A 22,713-nucleotide genomic window follows, 5' to 3' on the forward strand; every position below is an offset into this window, starting at 1 on the left:
TAGAATGCACCTCCTGGATCTGTGTTTTATGATTCAAGCATAGTCATAGTTTTCCGAAGCATAGTCCGGCCTTTGGTTTTTCAGCAACTCTACTACAATTTTGACTTTATCAGCCATTGTTTTCTCCATTGAATTATACGTAAGTCTGGCCGTGAAAGAAAAATTTCATCTATTCATGTCGTGAGGAGTGGCAAGCTTTCTAATAGGCTCAAGAAGCCAGATTCCTTAAGAGGTGCAAGCTTACTATAAGAGGGAAACTGACTCCTTGATCCTTATAATGTATTTATATTTTTTATGGAGCCATATCGAAATACCTAAGAGTGAGGCAAAAACAACACCTTAATAAGTCAAAATCGGAGAAAAGGTTTGTCAAGATGTATGATTTCTGAGTTTCAAAGTTTGTCAGGAGGTACTGTTTTCTTCGACTTACCTGATACTAGCACTTGTCTTTTGTATTCAATCTCGTAAATTAACAATTGAACATAAGAAAAACTAAAAGAATAGGCAAAATAATTGCCGCGACAGTGAAAGAAATCGAATGAATAGTCATGCAAATACAGGCGAACTGCGTCAAAAATCACTACAAGCATCTGCTTTGAGTGACCGCGATCCGATTTCGTACACAAATGACTATGAAGAACCTCGGCAGCGTAGCAAAAGAACTATTTACCCGCATTTCCCAAGTAACTTGACGTTTTCGCGCCTCCAACGGCCACTAATGTGTTATATTTCAGTATGTTAATTTGGCTGAAGGTGGTGGATTATGGATCACCCAGAGGGTGCACGCGAAACGGGTGATGGGCGGCTCAGTTTTGACCGCCGGGTCCGGCTGGAGTTTCATGGTTCCAAGATCAGCTCGGACGGTGGATTACTGTTGTTCAGGGAATTGGATGAAGTGCTCGGCCTGCACGACATTGCGGGCGGATTTCTGAGAGACACGCGAACTGGCCACAATCGCCTGCACTCACTGGTCGGCTTGTTGCGCCAGTCGGTCTTTGGGCGGCTGGCCGGATATGATGATGTTAATGACGCGGACCGTTTATCGCTTGATCCGGTGATGCGGCAGGTCGTTGGAGGGCGTGCCGTTGAGGCCAAGGCCGCGTCTGCGAGCCAGATGGGACGGTTCGAGACCGAGGTGTTGGCGGCAACCGACAATCGCACTGTGCTGGCGGATTTATCAGGACACTGGATCGACCGGGTTCACAATCGCAAACCGCCCAAGTGGATCACGCTCGACATGGACAGTTCAGTCAGTCCCACCCACGGCGCGCAAGAAGGCACCGCTTGGAACGGGCATTTCGGCTGCATGTGCTATCACCCGCTGTTCGTCTTCAACCAGTTTGGCCATTTGGAACGCTGCGCCCTGCGCCCCGGCAATGTTCACAGCGCAGATGGGTGGGAAGAGGTTCTGAAGCCCGTCATCGCGCGATATGCGGATCGTCACCTGATGCGGTTCTTCCGGGGGGATGCTGCGTTCGCCATCCCGGAGCTATACAAAACTCTGGAACTGGAAAACTATTTCTACGCCATCCGCCTTCGGGCCAATCGCGTTCTTCAGGGCAAGATTGCGCATCTGCTCAAGCGCCCTGTGGGTCGTCCGCCAAAAGGCGTGAAGCGCATCTACGGCGACTTCCAATATCAGGCGGCATCTTGGGACAAACCTCGTCGTGTCATCGCCAAGGTGGAATGGCATCCCAGCGAGTTGTTCCCGCGCGTGGGCTTCGTGGTCACCAACATGCCGATGGAACCCGACTGGATCATCCGCTTCTACAACCAACGCGGCACCGCCGAGCAATACATCAAGGAAGGCAAGCAGGCGATCAACTGGACCCGTTTGTCCTGCAAAGGCATGGCGCAGAACGAGGTGCGGCTGCAACTCCATGCACTGGCTTACAATATCGGTGCCTTCCTACAGGGCACTGATCTACCTGATGAGATAGCCGACTGGTCACTGACAAGCCTGCAGACGCGATTGATCAAGATTGGTGCGAGGGTTGTGCGTCACGCCCGTGCAATCACCTTCCAACTGGCCGAGGTGGCTGTCAGCGGCGATCTGTTCAACCGCATCCTTGCGGCCATACATCGGCTGCGCGCACCGCCGGTTCCCTAATGACAACATCGTTAATCATAAAACCTGAACAAAAGCGGCTCAACCGGTCTATCCATACGGGGGTCGGTCAGACCAATATCCGGATCAACCTCGCCCCCGAGACCGGAAATCGTGCTCAGTTCGCGCGTCAGATGCCCGAACAACGGCACCATGGGTCCAAGAGGCTTGATAGGAGCGCAGAACAGCGGCAAGGTGGGCGGGAGGACGTTCCACTTGGGGAATGTCAGATTTATCATGCTGCTCAACAGTTCGATGATAAACAGCAGCGTTCATATTTACAGAGCCCGGAAGACTGGATTTCCGCTGGAATGGGTGACAGAACTCCACCGTTCTATGCGATACCAACATGCTTGGCAGACATGAGACCACCCACAGGTCTGACAAAAACTGCTTGCAAGCTGATGCATTTAGTCTTCGCAACGGCCTGCTGGTCTGGATCCTCTAGTGTGAAACTGAAAATCGCAAGCATTGGGAAATTTACATCTGATGGACAGTATAATGCCGAACGCATAGTAGATACAATTCACAAACTGGACACACCAGAGTTCACGTTTCACGCAACAAGTATGACGAATAAATCTCTTCCGAAGAAGACTAAGCTCTTCAGCAAAATACGGGCTCAGAAGGGCAGTCGACACGCTTTCTTCGAACTCGATAAATGGGTTTTCTTTGAGCTGAAAAAATTCAAACAGCTGTACTCGTTCATCAGTCTGAGCTCAGTCAATAAGATCAGCTCTGCGCCAGCACTGTTCCTGTTTCCAGCATCAATTTGTCGGCTTCAGTCGCGGTCAGCTAAAAACAAAGTGCAGCTGATGTCTTCGCTCTCTGTCATCAATCCTGATGGCAACCCTGACGCGCCGGCCCCCCTCGATCTCGCACAAGGTTTTCCCTCAAACGCATATGAGATCGCGGCCTGGACCGGTTCAAAATCAACGGCGGCTTCATCGATAATGCGTAATCTTGAACGCGCCGCAGATAGCCTGGAGCGAGACCTGGGAGCAAACAGCCCCCTTAAACTCGAGATTTTTGGACAGTTTTTTGATGATGACGACAAACCGATCAATGATGAAATCAAAGTTGAAAGCGGAAAAACAAAGCAATTCAAGGTTTTCTCATACCTCTTCAAGACACCTGAGCAGCCGTTTGAGTACACATGTCACGCTCGCCTGTATGACCGAAAGTTTGACCTGAAAGCGCCGGAATACCTCTTCATCAGCAGCAATCTGTTTGCCAGCACTGTCAAAAATATGGGTTTTGATCCATCTGAGCCAAGGGTATCAGACATGATCCATTCAGAATGGATCCGGTATCTGCATACTCACCAAAGTTCAATTTTTGATAGATCTATTGGCAGTCACTACGTCGATTTCAGCAACGAAATCATTGCCAATTTCAGAATGACTGGTGAACTAGATGAGATCACTGAAGTAGAAGAAAACGAGCTCAAGAAATTCTGGGCCAGGCTGACACAAAAACATCTTGTTACAGCGTCACTGACGACGACCAAGAGAGTGCCAAAGCCGGTTCAGGAGGCCATCAAGGAAGACATCGCAGAGGTTACCGTCACTCCTATGCCTACCACCCCTGAGAGCACCGTTATGGCGCCATCTGCACTTGATGCATTGATCACTGAAGACGAGGTCGAGGAAGACTGGTTTCCAGCGGACATCGGTCGCGGACGCGTTGTGCTGCCAGGTGAGGATGAAATGAAAACAACTATGCGTGAACTAGATGCCTGGCTTGCTGAGCGCGGGAATCCAGAGATGGAAATAAAATCTGGTCAACATTTCACAGTTTCTGATTTTCCAAATTTTGTCGTTGATGACCAAGGTCGCCCCCAAACTAAGACGGAGTATGAAGACATCAGTGAAACGTATCCAGATCGCTTTCCACCTCTAAAAACGGCACCAAAACATGTTCTAATTTCTGCTGGATTATTGATTGAAGACATCCCTGAGAATAGGTCGTTCCAGCCGCGGGTGATAGCCTGTGAGGGTATGGTTTCTCGTTTTGCACACAAAATCGTAGGCAATTCATATGACCCCAAAAACAGGTTGTGTCAGTATGTACTAGAAAACGTATTCGATGCATTCAGAGTCTCAGGATTTCCAGATGTGCCCATCATAATTGAAAAGGACACTGAAAATGATGGGTGGTTTCATTTTCAAATTGTTCCTGACTGGGCCCTCAAAAATCAGGGGCAGGAAGCCTCCGATTTCCCCTTCAAGGAGCTGAAGATGAGCAACGCAGATGCGAAGGCAAAGCTGCTGAAGAAGCTGGGCCGGATCCAGAAAAAGAGATCTACATAAAGTACTGTTTCAAGGGTACTCAATGCGCCATAATGCGTTCAAAAATGGTGTTTTAAGGGCACTTTTTATTCCAACCTTCCCCAGCCAGCTTGTTCAGATTAGTATCCATTCTGGTAGCTAGAAGGGAGCAGTGATGAAGATCGAGATTTCGGACTATCCTCAGCTTCAGGCGCTGTGCTGGTTTCGCAAGCAGCATGGTGAGATAGATGAACAGGACGCGCTTCAGATCTATGACCGCAATTGGCGTCACATCAACCGGCGCAAGCTAGCCAAACCTGATATCACGTTCATTCGTTCCCTGAAGGAACGCTATGGCGCTGCACTGATTGATATCTGACTATGTCAAAAAAAACGTAAACTGACATGTAGTGGTTCATAGGCTATACGGCAAGTCCTGTACGCAATCCGTAAACGGTGTCCTGGCCCCACGTTGTAGGGGCGGGGCTCGCCTGCGAGATCATACCCATCTCATAGTGGGGAGTGCGTTTCGCAATGTGCGCTACAAATTCGTTTCTCAAATCGTTGGGCGTCGAGATCTACGCGTCGGGTCACCGGCGGTGGCCGGATGCAGTGAAGGCGCAGGCCGTTGCGGATACGCTTGAGCCGGGCGCGACAGTGAATGCCGTGGCGGCGCGGTATGGGGTCTTGCCAAACCAGCTGTCGGCTTGGCGCCGGCTGGCGAAGCAGGGGAAGCTGGTGTTGCCAGCGGCGGAGTTGGATGAACCGGTCTTCGCTCCGCTGGTGGTCTGCGATGTGCCGGAGGCGCCGCGGGAACCGGACATTCCGGCATCGGAAGAGGTGATCCGGATCCTCTCGGGCAAAGTCAGGATTGAGCTGGCACCCGGCACGCCCGCAGCCCGGATCGCCGAGATCGTGCATGCGATCGGGACCTCGCCATGCTGATGCCGTCGCAGGGCGTCCGGATCCTGGTGGCGACGAAGCCGGTGGATTTCCGCAAAGGCCATGACGGCTTGGCAGCGCTCGTGCAGTCAGCACTGGCGGAAGATCCGTTCACGGGCACGGTCTTCGTATTCAGGGCCAAGCGGGCGGACAGGATGAAGATCCTGTTCTGGGACGGCAGTGGCTTGGTCATGGCCTACAAGCGGCTGGAGGAGAGCAGCTTCACCTGGCCTGCCATAAGCGACGGGGCGATGACCTTGAACCGCGCCCAATTCGAGGCGCTGTTTGCCGGGTTGGATTGGCGGCGGGTGCGGTCCCTTGAAGCGCGCCGACCGGCTGCGGCAGAGTGACTCGGGCGCCCGGAAAGCCTGCCCATCAAGGTGCGGATCGAGCTATGCTCCGGCCATGTCCAGTGCCCCGCCCATCGACCTTTCTGCCATTCCCGAAGACCAGCGTGACGCTGTTCTGGCAGTGCTGCGCGAGCGGGATGCGCTGCGGGAGGCCAACAAACGCCTGGAGCACCTCATTGCCGAGCTGAACCAGGCCGTGCATGGCAAACGGTCGGAGAAGCTGAGCGAAGACGAGCGGCAGCTGGCGTTCGAGGATCTTGAGGCCGCAGTCGCCGAGGTCGAGACCCAGCAGGACGAACAGCCTCCGCCGCAAGCGTCCCCGCGCCGGGCGGTCCGGCGCAACCGGGGCAATCTGCCCAAGGACCTGCCGCGGATCGAGAAGGTGATCGAGCCGGACAGCTTGGACTGCCCATGCGGGTGCGGCGAGATGCACCGGATCGGCGCGGATCGCACCGAGCGGCTGGATATTATTCCCGCGCAGATCCGCGTCATCGTCACCGTCCGGCCCAAGTATGCCTGCCGCGCCTGCGCCGAGGGCGTCACCCAGGCACCAGCTCCCGCGCACCTGATCGAGGGCGGTCTGCCGACCGAGGGCGCCATCGCGCATGTGCTGGTCAGCAAGTTCTCGGACCATTTGCCGTTGTATCGGCAGAGCCAGATCCTGACCCGCTCCGGGATCGACCTGCACCGCAGCACGCTCGCCGATTGGGTGGGGACAGCCGCCTTCCACCTCGGTCCCGTAGTCGACCGGCTGGCTGAGCACCTGAAAGGATCGGGCAAGCTATTCATGGACGAGACCACGGCGCCGGTTCTGGACCCGGGCCGCGGCCGGACAAAGACCGGGTATCTCTGGGCGCTGGCCCGGGACGACCGCGGATGGGGCGGCGATGACCCGCCCGGTGTGGTGTTCACCTATGCTCCCGGCCGCGCCGGGCAGAACGCGGAACAGATCCTGCAGGGCTTCGATGGCATCCTGCAGCTGGACGGCTATACCGGCTACAACCGGCTGACGCGCCCGTCGCGGAAAGGCGGCGCGCCGGTCACCGTCGCGCATTGCTGGGCGCATGCCCGCAGGAAGCTGAAGGAGGTCTTCGACCGCGACGGCTCAGAGATCGCCGCCGAGGGACTGCGCCAGATTGCGGAGCTCTACCGCATTGAGGGTGAGATCCGCGGCATGGGCCCCGGCCAGCGGCTGTCGGCCCGGCGGGCCCGCACCGCGCCGCTGGTCGCCTCATTCGGAGAATGGCTGCAAAACCAGCGCTGCCGGATCTCCTCGAAGTCACGCCTCGGAGAGAAGCTGACCTATATCCATCGTCAATGGGACGGGCTGCAGACCTTCCTCCGCGACGGCCGCGTCGAGATTGACTCCAATGCTGTCGAGAACCTGATCCGTCCGATCGCATTGACGAGGAAGAATGCGCTTTTTGCCGGCCACGACGAAGGCGGCCGCACTTGGGGCCGCATCGCTTCGCTCATCGCCACGGCGAAAATCAACGGCGTCGAGCCCTTCGCTTACCTCAAGGCCACCCTCGAGGCCATCGCTGCAGGTCATCCCGCCAGCCGGATCGACGAGCTCCTGCCCTGGAACTACATGCCGTCAAGCTGATCCAGGGTGAGGTGCAGACGTCGCTTACCGCAATCCTTCAAGAACGGCTTCTTCTGCAGTACGCGGCGCGATGCAGTCGCCGACCAGATGGTGTCCCAGACCCATCTGGCGGGCCATATCCTCGACCGCATTCGAAGGGGTATGGCCCTGACACAGAACCAGCGTTTCGACATCTTCGCAGATTACGGCCTCGTTGCTCATGATATGCTGCAGATAGACGCTGTCCTCGTCCACGCCGAATAGTCGCATGTAGGGAAGCATCTCGACGCCAAGCCGATGTAGTCGACCGATGCTAGCATCGCGCACATTCATCTGGATGGTCTGCCCAGGCATATAGCCGTTAACCGACAACCGCCCAGATCACTACGGTTTCGTCCTGTGAGGGGTTCCGGTAGCGGTGCGGGCTTGCGCTGCCGAAGGCAAAGCTGACGCCTTCCTTCAGATGTAGTGGTTCAGATGTGATCTGACAGTTGACCGTTTTTCCGGCGGCTTCTGTCAGGCGAAGTTCAGTTCACTGTTTCCCACCAACTCGTTGACGAATTCACCTATGTGCTTTGAACACCCTTCTTCGCATCCGCGGGGCATGATGCTGCAGGCACTGGTTTTGCTCGGCGGCCTCGACGAACACCAACTTGAGTGTTTTGCGGCTCAAGCTCTCTTTGGATACCCAGAGTTGGGCGAGAAAACTCTTTCCAAAGATCTTCACGTTGCCAGCCATTCCTGGGTCGGTCTGAGTCTTCTGAGAGATTACATCCAGCTGGCACTTGAACACTTCGTTGCCACCCTCTGTAGCCGCGTGAAGTTCCAAAAGAACCGCCGCCTCAGCGTTGCGCAAAATTTTGATTTCAGCAATCGCGGTCAATAGCAGTGTGCCAATTTTCATCGTACCGAGAAAGGCTGGTCGCCCTTTCTTATTCATCAGATCTGATTTTATCAGCGTAAGTTGTCCTACCTCAATCATCTTCTTTCCCTCCAGCATGTGGAAAACAGATAAGCTGATGGATGCAAACAACAAAGACCGCGTGCGCCCCCTCCCCGCTTGTCTCTTGCAGGCATTCGCTCACTTACACATTGGAAATGACGCATAGCCAGTCGTGCAGAAAGCAGAAAACAATGGAAAGGTCGCCATGACACACAAAAAGCAAACACAGATGGTCGGGTTGAGAGTCGATCCCGATCTGTTCAAGGAGATAAGTCGACGTGCTTCTGAGCTCAGTACTTCACCGACATCTTGCGTCAGGCAATTGGTCGCCCAAGCACTCGACTAGAGCTATGCTTGAATTTGGGTGACGCGCGTCATCAGGCGGCGCGGTTTTTGGCGTCATTCTTCACTTCGACGCCGTCGTTGAATTTGATTCCTTCGATGACTTTTGGCAACTGATTTCTGCCTTTGAGGCGCAGCCATGTTTTCGATGCGGACTGGATGAGGGTGAAGACCATCAGTTTTGCGGTCTTTTGCGAGAGTGCGCCTTTGGTGCGCACCGTTCTATGCCGCACCGTTGCGAAGACGCTCTCGATGGGATTCGAGGTGCGCAGATGGCCCCAATGCTCGGCCGGGAAGTCGAAGAATGCCAGCATCGCGTCCTTGTCCTTGATCAGACAGGCCACACCTTTTTCGTATTTCACGCCATATTTGTCTTTGAAAGTATCCAAGGCAAATATTGCGGCAGCACGGGTGTCGGCGTGCTGAATGTTGTCCAGATCCGACTTCACGCCGGGTCCCATTTGCTTGGGAAAATAGTTCAGCACATTTTTCACCTTATGTACCCAGCATCTCTGGTGTTTTGTGCTTGGAAACGCCTTATCCAGCGCGTTCCAGAAGCCCATGGCCCCATCGCCAACCGCGATCTCGGGCGCGACGGACAGTCCGCGCTTCTTGATGTCAGTCAGCAACTCGTGCCAGCTCTGCGTGCTCTCTCGAAGGCCGACCTGAAAGCCGAGCAGTTCCTTCTTACCCTCCGGTGTCGCGCCAATGATCACCAACATACACTCGGCATTTTCTTCCATCCGCGCCTGAAGATAGACACCATCCGCCCAGATGTAGACGTAGTGACGAGCCGATAGATCTCGCTGCGCCCAGCTGTCATAATCTGTCTGCCAACCCGCTGTCAGGCGGGCCAGTACGCTGGGCGACAGGTTGGGTGCATCAGCCCCTAAAATGGCTGACAGCGCCTCCTGGAAATCGCCGGTTGAGATACCTTTCAGGTAAAGCACCGGCAAAAGCGCATCCAGACTGACCGAGCGGCGCGCCCATTTGGGCAATATGTTCGACGTGAAGCGGACTTTTGAGGCTGCATCAGGGGTCGCCTTCCGGTCGCGCACCTTCGGTCGCTGCACATCCAGTGCGCCAATCCCCGTCTGGATCTGACGTTCTGGTCCAAATCCATGCCGCACAATCCGTTGGCGGCCATCCTCCAGTCGGTCATCGGCGAAACTGGCGACAAAAGCATCAGCTTCGGCTTTCAATGCCTCCGCCAGCATGCGCCGCGCCCCTTCCCGCGCAAGCTCGGTCAATGGATCTGTGATCGAATCCGATTGGCGAAATGGCAGAATGTCTGTATCGTTCTTCATGGCGTATTGCTCCTTGTGAGGTTCTGGCTGGCTTTTACACCGCCACAATACGCCGCCCTTCAAATCACGCCATCACCCAAACTCCCGCATAGCTCACTCGACTACACGGCAAACCTACCCGAGCGACCACCTCGTCAAACACCGGCGAAGAAACGAGTTTCTCCCGAATTGAAAGAAGCGATCCAAGTTCTTGCAGTTCTCCTCGACATTCGAACAAATCTAGACGCGCTTTCAAGTCATTGCGAGCAGCTAAACTTAAGCGCTGCAACCCATGACCAAGATTTATGTGCATCAATAATGCTCTTGCGGATCATGCATAATGACTTGGCAGCGGTCCGGTCATTTCTGTTGGGGTCGCCAACATGATCATTAAATCAACGCGGGTTCCTGCACGGCAAGCGAGTAAGCTAGTCGAATACCTGTCTCAGCGCGGGAGCAACGAATCCATCTCTTGGTTACGTGGGCGCCCCGCCGATTTGTCCATCTTTGCCGAAATCTCAAAACTTGCGGGCAAGAAGTTTGCGGTGCGCCATTTCACGGTGTCTCCGAGCCAGCACATGTCGCGCGATGATCTAAGCATGGTTCTCGACGAAATCTGCAATGAATACAATATCTTGCAACGATCCCGAAATCGCATCGCCATCGTGCAGCATACAAAATACCGCGCTTCTGGAGCTGATAACGAAATTCACTGGCATCTTGCTGTTCCTGAAACGGATGCAGAAACTCTAACGACGCTCAGCAGTTCATTCTACAAAATGCGCAATGAAAAGATTTCGCGGCTGGTAGAGCTCAGGTTGAACCATCGGATCGTGCTTGGGCGTTTCAACAAGGGGGTGTTCAAGGCCATTCAAAACGAGCGCCCTGAATTGGATCTAAGTTGCTTTGAAATCATCTTGCGCCAGGCTGCAAGCGAGGTCGCCATGGATGCAGATCGGTGGCTGGACGTACGTGTGCGAGCCCCCTACTCCGACAAGAAATTGCACACACAGGATCGCAAGTTGAACGCAATTGCTGATGAACTCTGCATCGACATCAGCAACGCACGCCTGCCTATGGCCCTCCTCATCCAACGAAATGTGGCGGCCTCGTCTGTTTCTAATGGGCAAACGACCGGATCAAGAGTTCGGCAGCGCAGGCGAAGCAAAGACGGTCTCCTTAAAGGTCATCATCATCCAAGTGATGTCCCTGAGGAAGGTTACAAAAGCTGACATCCACAAGGCGCACCCCTCGCCTATTTTGTGGCGCCCAGTTCACCGGATCACGCGCAAGGCATCGCATTTTGGCGCTCGTCAACAACCTGACGCGTGAGTTCCGTCAGGATACGAATAGATCGATGCATTGGCCAAGTGGCTTCCAGCTCTTCGAAATCTGTTGAAGTCAGCATCAAGAACCGGACATCGACATTCATCTCAGTTGCATAATCGCCAACGATGCTGCTCAAAATGGTTCGAACCTGTGATTGATCGGGAGCTTGCACCTCATAGACGACGCAGCGGCTCAACAGCGCAGATGGAATGGGAGCCAGCGAATTGGCCGTAAAGACCCAAGAGACATGGGAAGCATTCACTTCAGCCGCGAGGAATTTTTCGTACCAGCGATGGCTTTCAGAAGGTTCGAGTAGCGGCAGCAACTCAGCATAGATATCCCCATTTTGACCCGGCCGAACCTTGTCCAACTCATCGACAACGATCAGCGGGTTGAGAACAGTTGCGTCGGCAATTGCCGTCGTCACACAACTGGGTGATGCCCCTCCCCAACCGTTTGATACGCCAAACACATTCGCATCCACCATCCCGCCAACATTGATGATGCTGGCATGGAGACCAAGCGTTGCGCTGATTTTGCGGAGCAGGCGTGTTTTCCCCACACCGGGCGGGCCCGTCAAGATGACTGGCTTAATCTGAATAACATCTTGGCCGAAGTGCCAGCCGCGTCGGAGCTGGTTTGCAATTGAAAAGATTGCTCCAGACGCATTTGGGATCGTGGCGGCAAGCTCTTCAACTTGCAAAATCAGATCCAAATTGTGCATGCGCTTTAGTGTATGAACATCAAATACACGCGCCAAATGAGGTGTTAAGTTAGATTTGACGCTGCGCGTAAGTTCCGCCTTAGGCTTTGACACATACTTCAACCTCTCTGGTACAACAGTACCCAATAGCCCGGCCTGAAACACGGCGTCCAAACTCTCAAAATCGACGGTTCCAATATCATCCCGGTTTTCTTCTTGATCTGGGCTGTCTTTGCATTCTCTGGGCATCTGAATTCCTCCTGGGAAATGGTAGGAGGGGAGGGACTCGAACCCTCACTAAATACGCACATCTAGCGCCAGAAAAAGGGGATATAACACCCATCGCCGCACCTGCGCCCTCCCACAAATAGTGGGTTCAATAACTGCTTAGGCAGTTATTCGGATGGACGCAGTTTGATGGTGAAACGAAGCCATGCTTTTACATATTGTTGCTGGCGCGCTGAAGTCAACATCCCTCAGTCGGATTTTTTCGCTCCCTGCTCTGACGGATCACACCCTGTTTGAGCATGCGCATTTGAGGAGATGGAGACAATCGATCTGTCGATGGATTACCCAATGCATGCGGCAAAATTGATCAGCCTGGAGCGGTGTACCGCCAGATCGAGATAGGCTTTCACAAATTGCTTTGCGCCCCCAAAGTGGCCTGGTTGATTGGGAGCTGTTTCAAGACAGTAAATGGAAAGCAAAACGCAACTCTTAGAAGTTCTAAGGAAAAATCCCCACCGAGGTCTCATTTTAAGAAAGCAATTTGAGAGTCCCTTTTCGGTTCTTTTCGCCGACCTTCCCAACATGAATGAAAATTCATATCCTGCCAAGTCATTGACAATAAACAATATTAAGTGATAGTTTCGAAATTCACACGGAGGATGCTCATTATGTTCAAGTATATTCAATCGTTGTTTCACCGCGCACATGAAGTTGCCGTCGTGATCTACGTCAGCAAATTCTCAATCGAGTTCGTAAGCAGCTTGCCTATCACCTGAGGATGGGAGGCATGTTAAAAAAACTGGACGCGCCAGTCGTCGCTGAAACACGAGTTATCACTCACCGATTTTGGCGAATAGTTGCCGCTTTCGTGTTCTCAGCAACGACTGTCAACGTGATCAGGCCGTCGTTCAGGATTCCCACATCGCAGAGCGCACAAAAATGATTTGCCAGCTGCTTGATGATGTCATGCCTGCATGATTCAAGTTCCCCAAACTGAGGAGCTTTATGAGCAGTCTTTACTGGCTGAGCGAAGAACAGATGGCGCGGCTCCGGCCCCATTTTCCGAAGAGCCATGGTGTGCCACGCGATGATGACCGGCGCGTGCTCAGTCGTGTTATTTTCATCAATCGCATTGGATTGTGGTGGTGTGATGCCCCCAAGGAGTATGGGCCTCCCAAGACGCTTTACAATCGCTGGAAACGGTGGAGCGACATAGGTGTGTTCGCAAGGATCATGACGGGACTGGCTGCTGAGGCACCCGACCACTAGCCGCCCGCGCAGGTGAAACCGGACGAGGCTTTGCGGTGGTCGCATCCGAGGTGCAGGCGCTGGCTCAGCGCTCTTCGGACGCCGCCATGGAGATCAAAACCCTGATCGGAGACAGTTCGCGGCAGGTGGAACAGGGCGTGGACCTGGTCGGCCGGGCTGGCGAGGCCTTGCACTCCATTGTCAGCCAGGTCGGCCATATTTCGCAACTGGTCTCAGAAATCGCGCTTGGGGCAACCGCAGGCGTTCCGCTTGAGGTCACGACAGCTCCCTCCTCCCCGGCACCAGAACCCGAAAGCTGGACAGACGAAGGAGACGCGGGAGGCGAGGTTTTTGCCGCTGCACTAAGCACCGTGGCAACGCAGAAATTGAACCCTGGCAGAACTTTTAGCCTGCCATAAGAACTGCACAGCGACGGGATCCAGTTTTGGGGGCCTGTCGCTGAACTTTCAGGTTAGCGCTGCATCTCAAGGCAATGGGCACCAGTCCCGCAGATGCGCCGCATTATTGAATTACCCTTTGGCTCCTTGGCCACGGGCGTAGACATCCTCGTAGCGGATGATGTCATCTTCACCAAGGTAGCTGCCGGTCTGTACTTCGATCAGAACCATCGGCAGTTTTCCGGGGTTCTCCATCCGGTGTACAGACCCCAGCGGGATATAGATCGATTGGTTCTCTGTCACCAGTTTCACCTCATCATCCACCGTCACCTTGGCGGTGCCCTCCACCACAATCCAATGCTCTGAGCGGTGATGATGGCTTTGCAAGGACAGCGCCGCGCCGGGGTGCACATGGATACGTTTCACCTGGAACCGTTCGCCCACAACCAGGCTCTCAAACCAGCCCCAGGGGCGATGATCCATCGGGAACTCGGTGGCCTGTTTTGCGCCTTTTTCCTTCAGCGCGGCCACGGCCAGCTTCACATCCTGCGCACGAGAGGCATCCGCCACCAGCACCGCATCCGGCATCGCCACTGCAATCACATCCTGCAAGCCAATGCCCACAACTGCCAGGCTGTCATCTTCTGACCGCAGCAGGCTGTCGCGACAGTCAATCGCCGTAGCATTGCCGCTGGCAACCACGCCATTGGCATCGGCCTGGCTTTCGCGCCAGACCGCATCCCAGCCGCCCAGGTCAGACCAGCCTGCCGCAAAGGGCACCACCGTCAGATTGTCGGCTTTCTCCATCACTGCATAGTCGATCGAGATATCGTCCAGCGCCTCCCAGGCGGCAGGGTCCAGCCGGAAAAAGCCAAGGTCATTTTCGCCCGCTTTAATCGCCGCCTCAACCGGGGCCACCAGATCAGCAGCATGGGCAGCAAAGGCCGCAAGCATGGTCTTGACCGAAAACAAAAAGATCCCGGCATTCCACAAGAAATTGCCAGAGGCCAGCATTGCCTCAGCTGTCGCTGCATCGGGTTTCTCGACAAAACGTTTAAGACCAATAGCGCGAGGGGAAAAATCGCCGGGATCGCCGGTGAGTTCAAGATAGCCATAGCCGGTTTCAGCATGGGTGGGCTTGATCCCAAAGGTGACGATCTGGCCCTGTTTGGCCGCATCTGCCCCAGCAGCCACCGCAGCACGAAAGGCCGCGTCATCGGGCACCACATGATCCGAAGGTGCCACCAACATCAGCGCCTCGGGGTCAGATTGAGCCAGATACAGTGCCGCCGCCAGAACCGCAGGAGCCGTGTTGCGCCCGGCGGGTTCAATCAGGATGGCGCCGGGATCAATGCCAACGCTGGCCAGTTGTTCGGTCACAATAAAGCGAAAATCGGAATTGGTCAGCACCATCGGGGCACCAAACTCTGCCCCCGAAAGCCGCTGCGCCGAGGCCTGAAACAGAGTTGTTTCCCCCACCAGAGGCACAAATTGTTTTGGATAGCTCTTGCGCGACAAAGGCCAAAGCCGGGTGCCGGAACCACCGCAAAGCAAAATTGGTGTAATCATAGATCCGTCCTTCAAAACCGCCTGCTGTGCTGATCATCAGCATCCTGCCGCAAAAACCAAGCGAAAGTATGATCAAGATTTATACCCAGCTTGATCAAAGTTGGTCCGCCGAGATGCGCCAGGATACAGGTATCTGTGCCACAGCCCAACTCATCGCCTGATCGTTTCATCAGCATTCTCACTTCCATACCCTCCGATACCCCAGAACCACAATAATAAGACCACAACATGATGTTGGTTTGTCTGTGCAACCAAAGACTCACATCACCACCCCCAGGGATGAAACGGCGGGTGATGACACCGAAGCTGCTTTGTCATTTTAGTTGCGATGTTAATTATTATTGACAACTCAAAGCATCACTGGCTATGGTGCCTTTGCTTAACATGTAAAGGTTGCGGGATGCCCCATTTTCAGATCGAATACTCAGGAAATCTGGAACAGATTGTGGATGTCACGGCGCTGTGCGAACATATTCGCGCCACCGCAGTTGAAATCGACACATTCCCCCTGGCTGGCGTCCGGGTGCGCGCCATCCGCGCGGATCACTATGCCATTGCGGACGGCGACCCCAAACACGGCTTTGTAGATATCTCAATCCGCCTGCGCGCCGGTCGTACGCCTGAGGTCAAGCAAGATGCCACACAGCGCATTTTTGACGCCGCACAAAGTTTTCTATCCCCCGCCATCGCCACCCATTCCATCGCCCTTTCGCTGGAAATGCGCGACATCGACCCCGATCTTTCCCCCAAAACCGGCTCAATTCGCGCCCATCTTGGTCGCCCTTCGCTGGAGGTATCCTCATGACTGCCCTGAACAACAATATCACAAAGCTAAGTGGCTTTCTGGCCCGCTTCCAAGAAACCGGCATCCAGAACCGTATCGCCGGAGAAGACCATTCCGGCTCGGCTGGTATCTTCCAGTCGATTTCACCCGTAGACAAGTCGATCATCTGCGATGTGGCCCGTGGCTCTGACGCGGATATCGACATGGCCGCAGAAGCCGCCAAAGCCGCCTTCCCTGCCTGGCGTGACATGCCAGCAATAGAGCGCAAAAAGATCCTGATCCGCGTCGCCGAAGGCATCGAGGCCCGCGCCGAAGAAATCGCGCTGTGCGAATGCTGGGACACCGGCCAGACCCTGAAATTCATGTCAAAGGCCGCCCTGCGTGGCGCCGAAAACTTCCGCTACTTTGCCGACCAGGTGGTACAGGCCCGCGATGGCCAACACCTACAATCGCCCACCTTGATGAACATCACCACCCGCAAACCCATCGGTCCGGTTGGTGTCATCACGCCCTGGAACACCCCCTTCATGCTGTCGACATGGAAGATCGCCCCGGCCCTCGCAGCGGGGTGCACCGTGGTCCATAAACCAGCCGAAGACAGCCCGCTGACCGCACGTCTGCTGGTCGAAATCGCCGAAGAGGCCGGTCTGCCCCCTGGTGTGCTCAACACCGTCAACGGCTATGGCCACGATGCGGGCAAACGGCTGACCGAACATCCCGCCATCAAGGCCATTGCCTTTGTCGGCGAGAGCCGCACCGGCTCGATCATCACCAAACAGGGCGCCGATACGCTCAAGCGCATGCACCTGGAACTGGGCGGCAAAAACCCGGTCATCGTCTTTGACGACGCCGATCTCGACCGGGCGCTGGATGCGGTGATCTTTATGATTTATTCTATCAACGGCGAACGCTGCACCTCCTCCTCGCGGCTGCTGGTGCAGGATACAATCCGCGCAGAGTTCGAGGCTAGGCTGGTGGAACGCGTCAATAATATCAAAGTCGGCCACCCGCTGGATCCCGCCAACGAAATTGGCCCCCTGATCAGCGAGGAACACTACAACAAGGTGACCTCCTACTTTGACATCGCAGTGGCCGATGGGGCCACCGTGGCCGCTGGCGGAACCAAACTGGGCGACGAGGGCTATTTTGTCCGCCCCACCCTCTTTACAGAGGCCAACAATCAGATGCGCATCGCCCAGGAAGAAATCTTTGGCCCCGTGCTCACCTCCATTCCCTTCAGCACCGAGGAAGAAGCGCTGGAGCTGGCCAATGACACCCAATATGGCCTCACCGGCTATCTCTGGACCAGCGACCTCACCCGCGCCCTGCGATTCACCGATCAATTGGAGGCGGGCATGATCTGGGTAAACTCAGAAAACGTACGCCACCTGCCCACCCCCTTTGGCGGGGTCAAAGCCAGCGGCATCGGCCGCGATGGTGGCGACTGGAGCTTTGATTTCTACATGGAACAAAAACACATCGGCTTTGCCACCGGGCAGCACAAAATCACCCGTCTGGGCGCCTGAGGTCCACCACCTGACTCTGGCTTCCTGTGGCCAAAAATATCCCGGGGTGAGATTTAAAATGTCAATTTGAAATCGAGGGGCTGGCCCCTCCCCGGTTATACATTAAGGAGGAATCCCAATGGGAGAAATCGTTCTCGCCGCCAAAATGACCCATGTCCCAACCATGCTCATGTCCGAGCAGGAGGGCCCGGTCAAAGGCAAACGTCAGGCGGCCATTGATGGCCACCGCGAAATCGCGCGACGCGCCAAGGCACTCGGCGCCACCACGGTGGTGATCTGCGACACCCATTGGGTGATCAATGCAGGCTTCCACATTAACGCCAACAAACATTTCGAGGGGCTGTTCACGTCGAATGAGTTCCCTCAATTCATTCAAAACTTGCCCTACGCCTATGACGGCAACCCAGAACTGGGCGAAGCCATTGCCAAAGCCGCCACCGATCGTGGCGCCTATACGCTGTGCCACCAACTCGACAGTCTCGAGCTGGAGTATGGCACCCTGGTACCCATGCGCTTCATGAGCCGTGAGCACGATATGAAGGTGGTCTCCGTCGCCGCCTGGGCCACGGTGCATGATCACGATGAAAGCCGCATCGTCGGCGAAGCCATCCGCGAAGCCATTGAAGCTTCAGATGAAAAGGTTCTGCTCGTCGCTTCGGGCAGTCTCAGCCACAAGATCTGGGCCAATAAAGACTATGCCGCCAACAATGGCACCTTTACCATCTCCTCCGAGTTTAACCGCCAAATGGACCTTCATGTGCTGGAGATGTGGAAGCAGGGCGATCATGCCACCTTCCTCAAAATGCTCGGCGAATATGCTCAATTCTGCTGTGGCGAAGGCTCAATGCATGACACGGCAATGCTTTATGGAGCCCTTGGCTGGGACAACTACGATGGCAAATGCGAAGTTCTGACAGAATACTTCCCCTCATCGGGCACCGGTCAGACCAATGTGATCTTCCCGGTCTAACCGGGCATCTCATCAACAATAGTACCCAAGGGAGCGCCGCAAGGCCTGCCTGTGGAGGAGGAACCAGATGCGTTTTGCAACCTATACAGCCGAGGGAAAAACCTTCTTTGGCGCCGTAACCGACGCCGGCATGATCGCCCTGAATGACACCTGCCCTCAATGGGCAACGCTTTACGAAGTGATTGCGGCAGGTGGCCTGGCAGAGCTTGAGAAACTGGCGGCAGACATGCCTGTCAGCCATACCGATTTCATCTATGAGATGGTGCTGCCCAATGCCCCACGCATTCTGTGTGTTGGCGTAAACTTCCCAGATCGCAATGCTGAATATAAAGACGGCAGTGCACAGCCGAAATACATGTCGCTGTTTCCTCGCTTCGCCAGCGGCTTTACAGGCCACGAACGCAATCTGGTGCGCCCGCCGGAAAACCACACCCTGGATTACGAGGGCGAAGTTGCCATCGTAATCGGCAAAGGCGGCCGCCGCATTGCTCAGGACGACGCCTATGACCATATCGCCGCGCTGACGCTCTGTAATGAGGGCACCATTCGCGACTGGGTACGCCATGCCAAATTCAACGTAACCCAAGGCAAAAACTGGGACAGCTCCGGTTCCATCGGCCCCTGGTTGGTGCCCTTTACCGACGCCAAACAGCTGGATGACGCGCGCATCATCACCCGAGTCAACGGCGAAGTCCGTCAGGACGATGTGTTGTCACGGATGATGTTCCCGATCCGCCGCGAGATTGAATATATCTCCACATTCATGACCCTGCAGCCTGGCGATATCATCATCACCGGCACCCCTACCGGGGCCGGTGCCCGCTTTGATCCGCCGCGCTATTTGAAACCCGGCGATGTGGTCGAGGTTGAGGTCGAAGGCATCGGCACCCTGCGCAATGGTGTTGAAGACGAGGTGCTCCCATGACGCCTCAGGATCACGCTCAGGCTGCTGCTGATCTGCTAAACGCGGAAACCACTGGTCAGCAGATCGGTCTGCTGACCAAACGCCATCCCGAAATGGGCATGGATGATGCCTATGCAGTGCAAAACGCAATCTACCGCGCCAAACTGGAGGCAGGCCAAAAGGTGATCGGTTGGAAAATCGGCCTCACCTCAAAGGCGATGCAATATGCGCTCAATATCGATATCCCTGACAGCGGCATCCTGTTTGATGACATGCTGTTTGAGACGGGTGAAACCGTTCCTGCTGGGCGGTTTATTCAGCCCCGCATTGAGGCTGAGATCGCCTTTGTGATGAAAGCCTCCATTGGCGGCGGAGATGTGTCCCGTGATGACGTCATTGCCGCCACCGACTACGTGACGCCTTCGATCGAGATCCTGGATACGCGCATTCGGCGGGCAGATCCTGAAACCGGTCAGACCCGCAGTGTCTTTGACACCATCAGCGACAACGCCGCCAATGCAGGGATCGTGCTGGGCCGCGAACGCCACGCCGTTGACGCCCATGATCTGCGCTGGGTCGGAGCCATCACATCGCGCAACGGCGAAGTGGAAGAAACCGGTCTGGGCGCAGGCGTTCTGAATGACCCGGTGGAAAGCGTTGTCTGGTTGGCGCGGCGCATGGCGCAGTATGGTCAGAGCATTGAACCTGGTCAGGTGATCCTCTCTGGCAGTTTTATCCGCCCTGTTGAGTGCCCGTCAGGCACGGATATTCACGCTGACTTTGGCGCCTTTGGTTCAGTTGACATTCGCTTCGCCTAAGGCTCCTGTTACATCACATCTTATCGCATAAGGACATAAGCCAATGCCCGCACCCCACAACCCGTTCAAAGCCGCACTCAAAGCCGGAAAGCCTCAGATGGGCTGCTGGTTGGGTCTGGCAGATCCTTACGTGGCCCAGATCAGCGCCGGGGCAGGGTTTGACTGGCTGTTGATAGATGCGGAACATGCCCCCAATGATCTACGCTCAATCACCGCGCAGATGCAGGTTCTGGCGGGGTTTGACAGCCATGCCATCGTCCGCCCCACTATTGGTGAAACCTGGATGATCAAACAGTATCTGGATGCTGGCGCCCAGACCCTGCTGATCCCCATGGTCGAAAGCGCCGACCAGGCACGAGAACTGGTCCGCGCTGTCACCTATCCACCCCATGGCGTGCGCGGCGTTGGCTCCGCCCTGGCCCGCGCCTCAAATTTTTCGGCCATTCCCGACTATCTGCAAACCGCAGATGCCGAGATCTGCCTGCTGGTGCAGGTGGAAAACCGCGCGGGCATGGCAGCGCTGGATGAGATCCTGCAGGTCGAGGGTGTCGACGGGGTCTTTATCGGCCCATCCGATCTGGCCGCCGATATGGGGTTCATCGGCAATGCCGGCGCACCCGAAGTCAAGGCCGCCGTGATGGAGTCCATGGGCAAGATTGTCGCTTCGGGCAAGGCAGGCGGTATTTTGACTCTGGACCCAGAGATGCAGCGGGCCTGCCTTGATGTCGGCGCGACCTTTGTCGCCACCAATATCGATGTCACCTTGTTTGCCGCTGCTATGCGCAACACGGCGAAGGCGGCACTGGCTTTGCTGCCGGACCACGTTGCCACTGGCAGCGCCACAACTGAGAGCGCCAGCCGTTACCTGCAACAGCTGTGCAACCACTGGTCGCACAAAGCCACGACAGACTTTGATGCCATCCAGGGCAGCATTACGTTTGACAGTGGCAACCGGGTTGAACTGAGCGCCTCAGCAGATCGGCTGGAAATCACCGCCACCACGGGACCACGCGGCGATCTGGAGCGCTGGAAAAAGGTCATCGCGGATCACCTGGTGCGCTTTGCCTTTCGCGAAGAACTCTCGGTTGAATGGGTGGAATAAATTACCTGCCCCAGCCATTGTGCTGGGGCAGTCACGCCAAACTACGCAGGGCTTAGTCGGTGCCCGACAGATCGCGGGTAAAGATCTTGGCCTCAACATCACGGATGTCATCGGTCACCCGGTTGGCCACGATGACATCCGACACCTGCTTAAAGGCCTGCAGATCCCGCACCACGGCTGAGCCAAAGAATTCATCCTCTTGCAAGACCGGCTCATAGACTACGACCTTGATGCCCTTGGCCTTGATCCGCTTCATGATGCCCTGGATCGAGGAGCGGCGGAAATTATCTGACCCCGCCTTCATCACCAGACGGTAGATGCCCACCACATTGGGCGCCTTGGCGATGATCTGCTCCGCAAGGAAATCCTTGCGCGTGTGATTGGCATCGACAATGGCGCGGATCAGGTTCTGCGGCACCTCCGAGTAATTCGCCAGGAGCTGCTTGGTATCCTTGGGCAAGCAGTAGCCGCCATAGCCAAAGGAGGGATTGTTGTAGTGACTGCCAATACGAGGGTCATAGCCGATGCCCTCGATGATCTGCCGTGCCTCCATACCGCCCGCCATCGCATAGCTGTCCAGCTCATTAAAAAACGCCACCCGCATGGCAAGGTAGGTATTGGCAAAAAGCTTGATCGCCTCGGCCTCGCTGGGATCGGTAAAGAGAACCGGAACATCCTTTTTAACGGCCCCTTCGATCAACAGATCGGCAAATCTGCGCGCGGCCTCGCTTTGTGAGCCGACAATGATCCGCGAGGGATGCAGGTTGTCATAAAGCGCCTGACCTTCGCGCAGGAACTCAGGCGAGAACATCAGATTATTTATACCAAGTTCATCCCGCAATCGCTGAACAAATCCAACCGGGATGGTGGATTTGATGACGATCATAGCCTGAGGATTAACCTGCAAAACCTGACTGATCACCGCCTCAACACTAGAGGTGTCAAAATAGTTATTGTCGGTGTCATAGTCGGTTGGTGTCGCAATGATCACAAATTCCGCATCACGATAGGCCACCTCTGTGTCCAGCGTTGCTTCCAACTGCAAGGGCTTGTCGGCGAGGAAAGCTTCTAGCTCCGCATCAACGATAGGACATTCACGGGCATTGATCATATCAACCCGCCCTTTTGTCACGTCCACAGCAGTCACCTGATGATTTTGAGCCAACAACACGGCGTTCGAAAGACCAACATATCCAATACCAGCAACGGCAATCTTCATTACACACCTATAAATCTCAAACTATTCAACCGAACATGTATTAGAAACCATGAAACTATCCAATTCGTTTTTCCAAGTTGAGTTGCCCCT

19 protein-coding genes and 3 pseudogenes are annotated in these 22,713 nt (G+C 55.2%); 15 read left to right on the plus strand and 7 right to left on the minus strand.

What is annotated here, in order from left to right:
• Window positions 1–763 precede the first annotated feature (763 nt).
• The gene (locus JZI28_RS21415; protein WP_040176196.1) at window positions 764–2,110 is read left to right on the plus strand and encodes an IS1380 family transposase; all 1,347 of its coding nucleotides are present in this window, start codon (window positions 764–766) and stop codon (window positions 2,108–2,110) included.
• A gap of 11 nt (window positions 2,111–2,121) precedes the next feature.
• Here JZI28_RS21415 and JZI28_RS21420 read toward each other — a convergent pair whose 3' ends face one another.
• The gene (locus JZI28_RS21420; protein WP_158441640.1) at window positions 2,122–2,262 is read right to left on the minus strand and encodes a hypothetical protein; all 141 of its coding nucleotides are present in this window, start codon (window positions 2,260–2,262) and stop codon (window positions 2,122–2,124) included.
• A gap of 294 nt (window positions 2,263–2,556) precedes the next feature.
• On the opposite strand from JZI28_RS21420, the gene JZI28_RS21425 reads away from it, so the two are divergent.
• From JZI28_RS21425 to JZI28_RS21445, 5 genes are all read left to right on the plus strand, one after another.
• Complete coding sequence (locus JZI28_RS21425; protein ID WP_375700175.1) at window positions 2,557–4,419, plus strand: hypothetical protein; 1,863 nt, start codon at window positions 2,557–2,559, stop codon at window positions 4,417–4,419.
• A 133-nt stretch (window positions 4,420–4,552) separates the two neighbouring features.
• Entirely contained in the window at window positions 4,553–4,756 is a 204-nt protein-coding gene (locus tag JZI28_RS21430) for a hypothetical protein (RefSeq protein ID WP_375700176.1), read from the plus strand.
• A 155-nt stretch (window positions 4,757–4,911) separates the two neighbouring features.
• Entirely contained in the window at window positions 4,912–5,322 is a 411-nt protein-coding gene (locus JZI28_RS21435) for a transposase (protein ID WP_375700177.1), read from the plus strand.
• On the plus strand, window positions 5,316–5,669 hold the full coding sequence (gene tnpB / locus JZI28_RS21440; RefSeq protein ID WP_074840688.1) for an IS66 family insertion sequence element accessory protein TnpB: 354 nt from the start codon (window positions 5,316–5,318) through the stop codon (window positions 5,667–5,669). The genes JZI28_RS21435 and tnpB overlap by 7 nt, the downstream gene beginning before the upstream one ends.
• A gap of 55 nt (window positions 5,670–5,724) precedes the next feature.
• A complete protein-coding gene (locus JZI28_RS21445) occupies window positions 5,725–7,275 on the plus strand; it encodes an IS66 family transposase (protein ID WP_375700178.1) in 1,551 nt (516 codons plus the stop codon).
• Between the two features lie 24 nt (window positions 7,276–7,299).
• Here JZI28_RS21445 and JZI28_RS21450 read toward each other — a convergent pair whose 3' ends face one another.
• From JZI28_RS21450 to JZI28_RS21460, 3 genes and pseudogenes are all read right to left on the minus strand, one after another.
• Window positions 7,300–7,608 (minus strand): hypothetical protein, encoded by a 309-nt coding sequence (locus JZI28_RS21450; protein ID WP_375700179.1) that lies wholly within the window; start codon window positions 7,606–7,608, stop codon window positions 7,300–7,302.
• Window positions 7,609–7,816: 208 nt separating this feature from the next.
• Window positions 7,817–8,236, minus strand: coding sequence for a hypothetical protein (locus tag JZI28_RS21455; protein WP_375700180.1), 420 nt, complete (start codon window positions 8,234–8,236; stop codon window positions 7,817–7,819).
• Window positions 8,237–8,574: 338 nt separating this feature from the next.
• Window positions 8,575–9,887: pseudogene (locus JZI28_RS21460) on the minus strand (IS256 family transposase); the annotation flags it as partial.
• Between the two features lie 321 nt (window positions 9,888–10,208).
• Between JZI28_RS21460 and JZI28_RS21465 the strand changes: the two are divergent.
• On the plus strand, window positions 10,209–11,057 hold the full coding sequence (locus JZI28_RS21465; protein ID WP_375700181.1) for a hypothetical protein: 849 nt from the start codon (window positions 10,209–10,211) through the stop codon (window positions 11,055–11,057).
• A 50-nt stretch (window positions 11,058–11,107) separates the two neighbouring features.
• Here the strand turns inward: JZI28_RS21465 and JZI28_RS21470 are convergent, their stop codons facing one another.
• Entirely contained in the window at window positions 11,108–12,106 is a 999-nt protein-coding gene (locus JZI28_RS21470) for an AAA family ATPase (protein WP_375700182.1), read from the minus strand.
• A 984-nt stretch (window positions 12,107–13,090) separates the two neighbouring features.
• Here JZI28_RS21470 and JZI28_RS21475 point away from each other — a divergent pair.
• Together JZI28_RS21475 and JZI28_RS21480 are read left to right on the plus strand one after the other, a co-directional pair.
• Window positions 13,091–13,348 (plus strand): annotated as a pseudogene (locus JZI28_RS21475) (transposase); the annotation flags it as partial.
• A gap of 5 nt (window positions 13,349–13,353) precedes the next feature.
• Window positions 13,354–13,587 (plus strand): annotated as a pseudogene (locus tag JZI28_RS21480) (methyl-accepting chemotaxis protein); the annotation flags it as partial.
• Window positions 13,588–13,863: 276 nt separating this feature from the next.
• Here the strand turns inward: JZI28_RS21480 and JZI28_RS21485 are convergent.
• Window positions 13,864–15,300: a mannose-1-phosphate guanylyltransferase/mannose-6-phosphate isomerase gene (locus JZI28_RS21485; RefSeq protein WP_375700183.1), complete on the minus strand. Its 1,437-nt coding sequence runs from the start codon at window positions 15,298–15,300 to the stop codon at window positions 13,864–13,866.
• A gap of 400 nt (window positions 15,301–15,700) precedes the next feature.
• Here JZI28_RS21485 and JZI28_RS21490 point away from each other — a divergent pair, with 400 nt between their 5' ends.
• From JZI28_RS21490 to JZI28_RS21515, 6 genes are all read left to right on the plus strand, one after another.
• Complete coding sequence (locus JZI28_RS21490; RefSeq protein ID WP_375700184.1) at window positions 15,701–16,105, plus strand: 5-carboxymethyl-2-hydroxymuconate Delta-isomerase; 405 nt, start codon at window positions 15,701–15,703, stop codon at window positions 16,103–16,105.
• Entirely contained in the window at window positions 16,102–17,610 is a 1,509-nt protein-coding gene (hpaE, locus tag JZI28_RS21495) for a 5-carboxymethyl-2-hydroxymuconate semialdehyde dehydrogenase (RefSeq protein ID WP_375700185.1), read from the plus strand. The genes JZI28_RS21490 and hpaE overlap by 4 nt, the downstream gene beginning before the upstream one ends.
• Window positions 17,611–17,728: 118 nt before the next feature.
• A complete protein-coding gene (hpaD, locus tag JZI28_RS21500) occupies window positions 17,729–18,580 on the plus strand; it encodes a 3,4-dihydroxyphenylacetate 2,3-dioxygenase (protein ID WP_375700186.1) in 852 nt (283 codons plus the stop codon).
• Between the two features lie 67 nt (window positions 18,581–18,647).
• Window positions 18,648–19,505, plus strand: coding sequence for a fumarylacetoacetate hydrolase family protein (locus JZI28_RS21505; protein WP_375700187.1), 858 nt, complete (start codon window positions 18,648–18,650; stop codon window positions 19,503–19,505).
• On the plus strand, window positions 19,502–20,302 hold the full coding sequence (gene hpaH, locus JZI28_RS21510; protein WP_375700188.1) for a 2-oxo-hept-4-ene-1,7-dioate hydratase: 801 nt from the start codon (window positions 19,502–19,504) through the stop codon (window positions 20,300–20,302). Before JZI28_RS21505 ends, hpaH begins: the two co-directional genes overlap by 4 nt.
• 43 nt (window positions 20,303–20,345) lie before the next feature.
• Window positions 20,346–21,404, plus strand: a complete 1,059-nt coding sequence (locus JZI28_RS21515) for an aldolase/citrate lyase family protein (RefSeq protein ID WP_375700189.1) — start codon at window positions 20,346–20,348, stop codon at window positions 21,402–21,404.
• A gap of 52 nt (window positions 21,405–21,456) precedes the next feature.
• On the opposite strand, the gene JZI28_RS21520 is transcribed toward JZI28_RS21515, so the two are convergent.
• On the minus strand, window positions 21,457–22,623 hold the full coding sequence (locus JZI28_RS21520; RefSeq protein WP_375700190.1) for a nucleotide sugar dehydrogenase: 1,167 nt from the start codon (window positions 22,621–22,623) through the stop codon (window positions 21,457–21,459).
• Window positions 22,624–22,713: the final 90 nt, after the last annotated feature.

The organism is Pseudophaeobacter sp. TrK17, from assembly GCF_042192375.1.
Classification (GTDB): domain Bacteria; phylum Pseudomonadota; class Alphaproteobacteria; order Rhodobacterales; family Rhodobacteraceae; genus Pseudophaeobacter.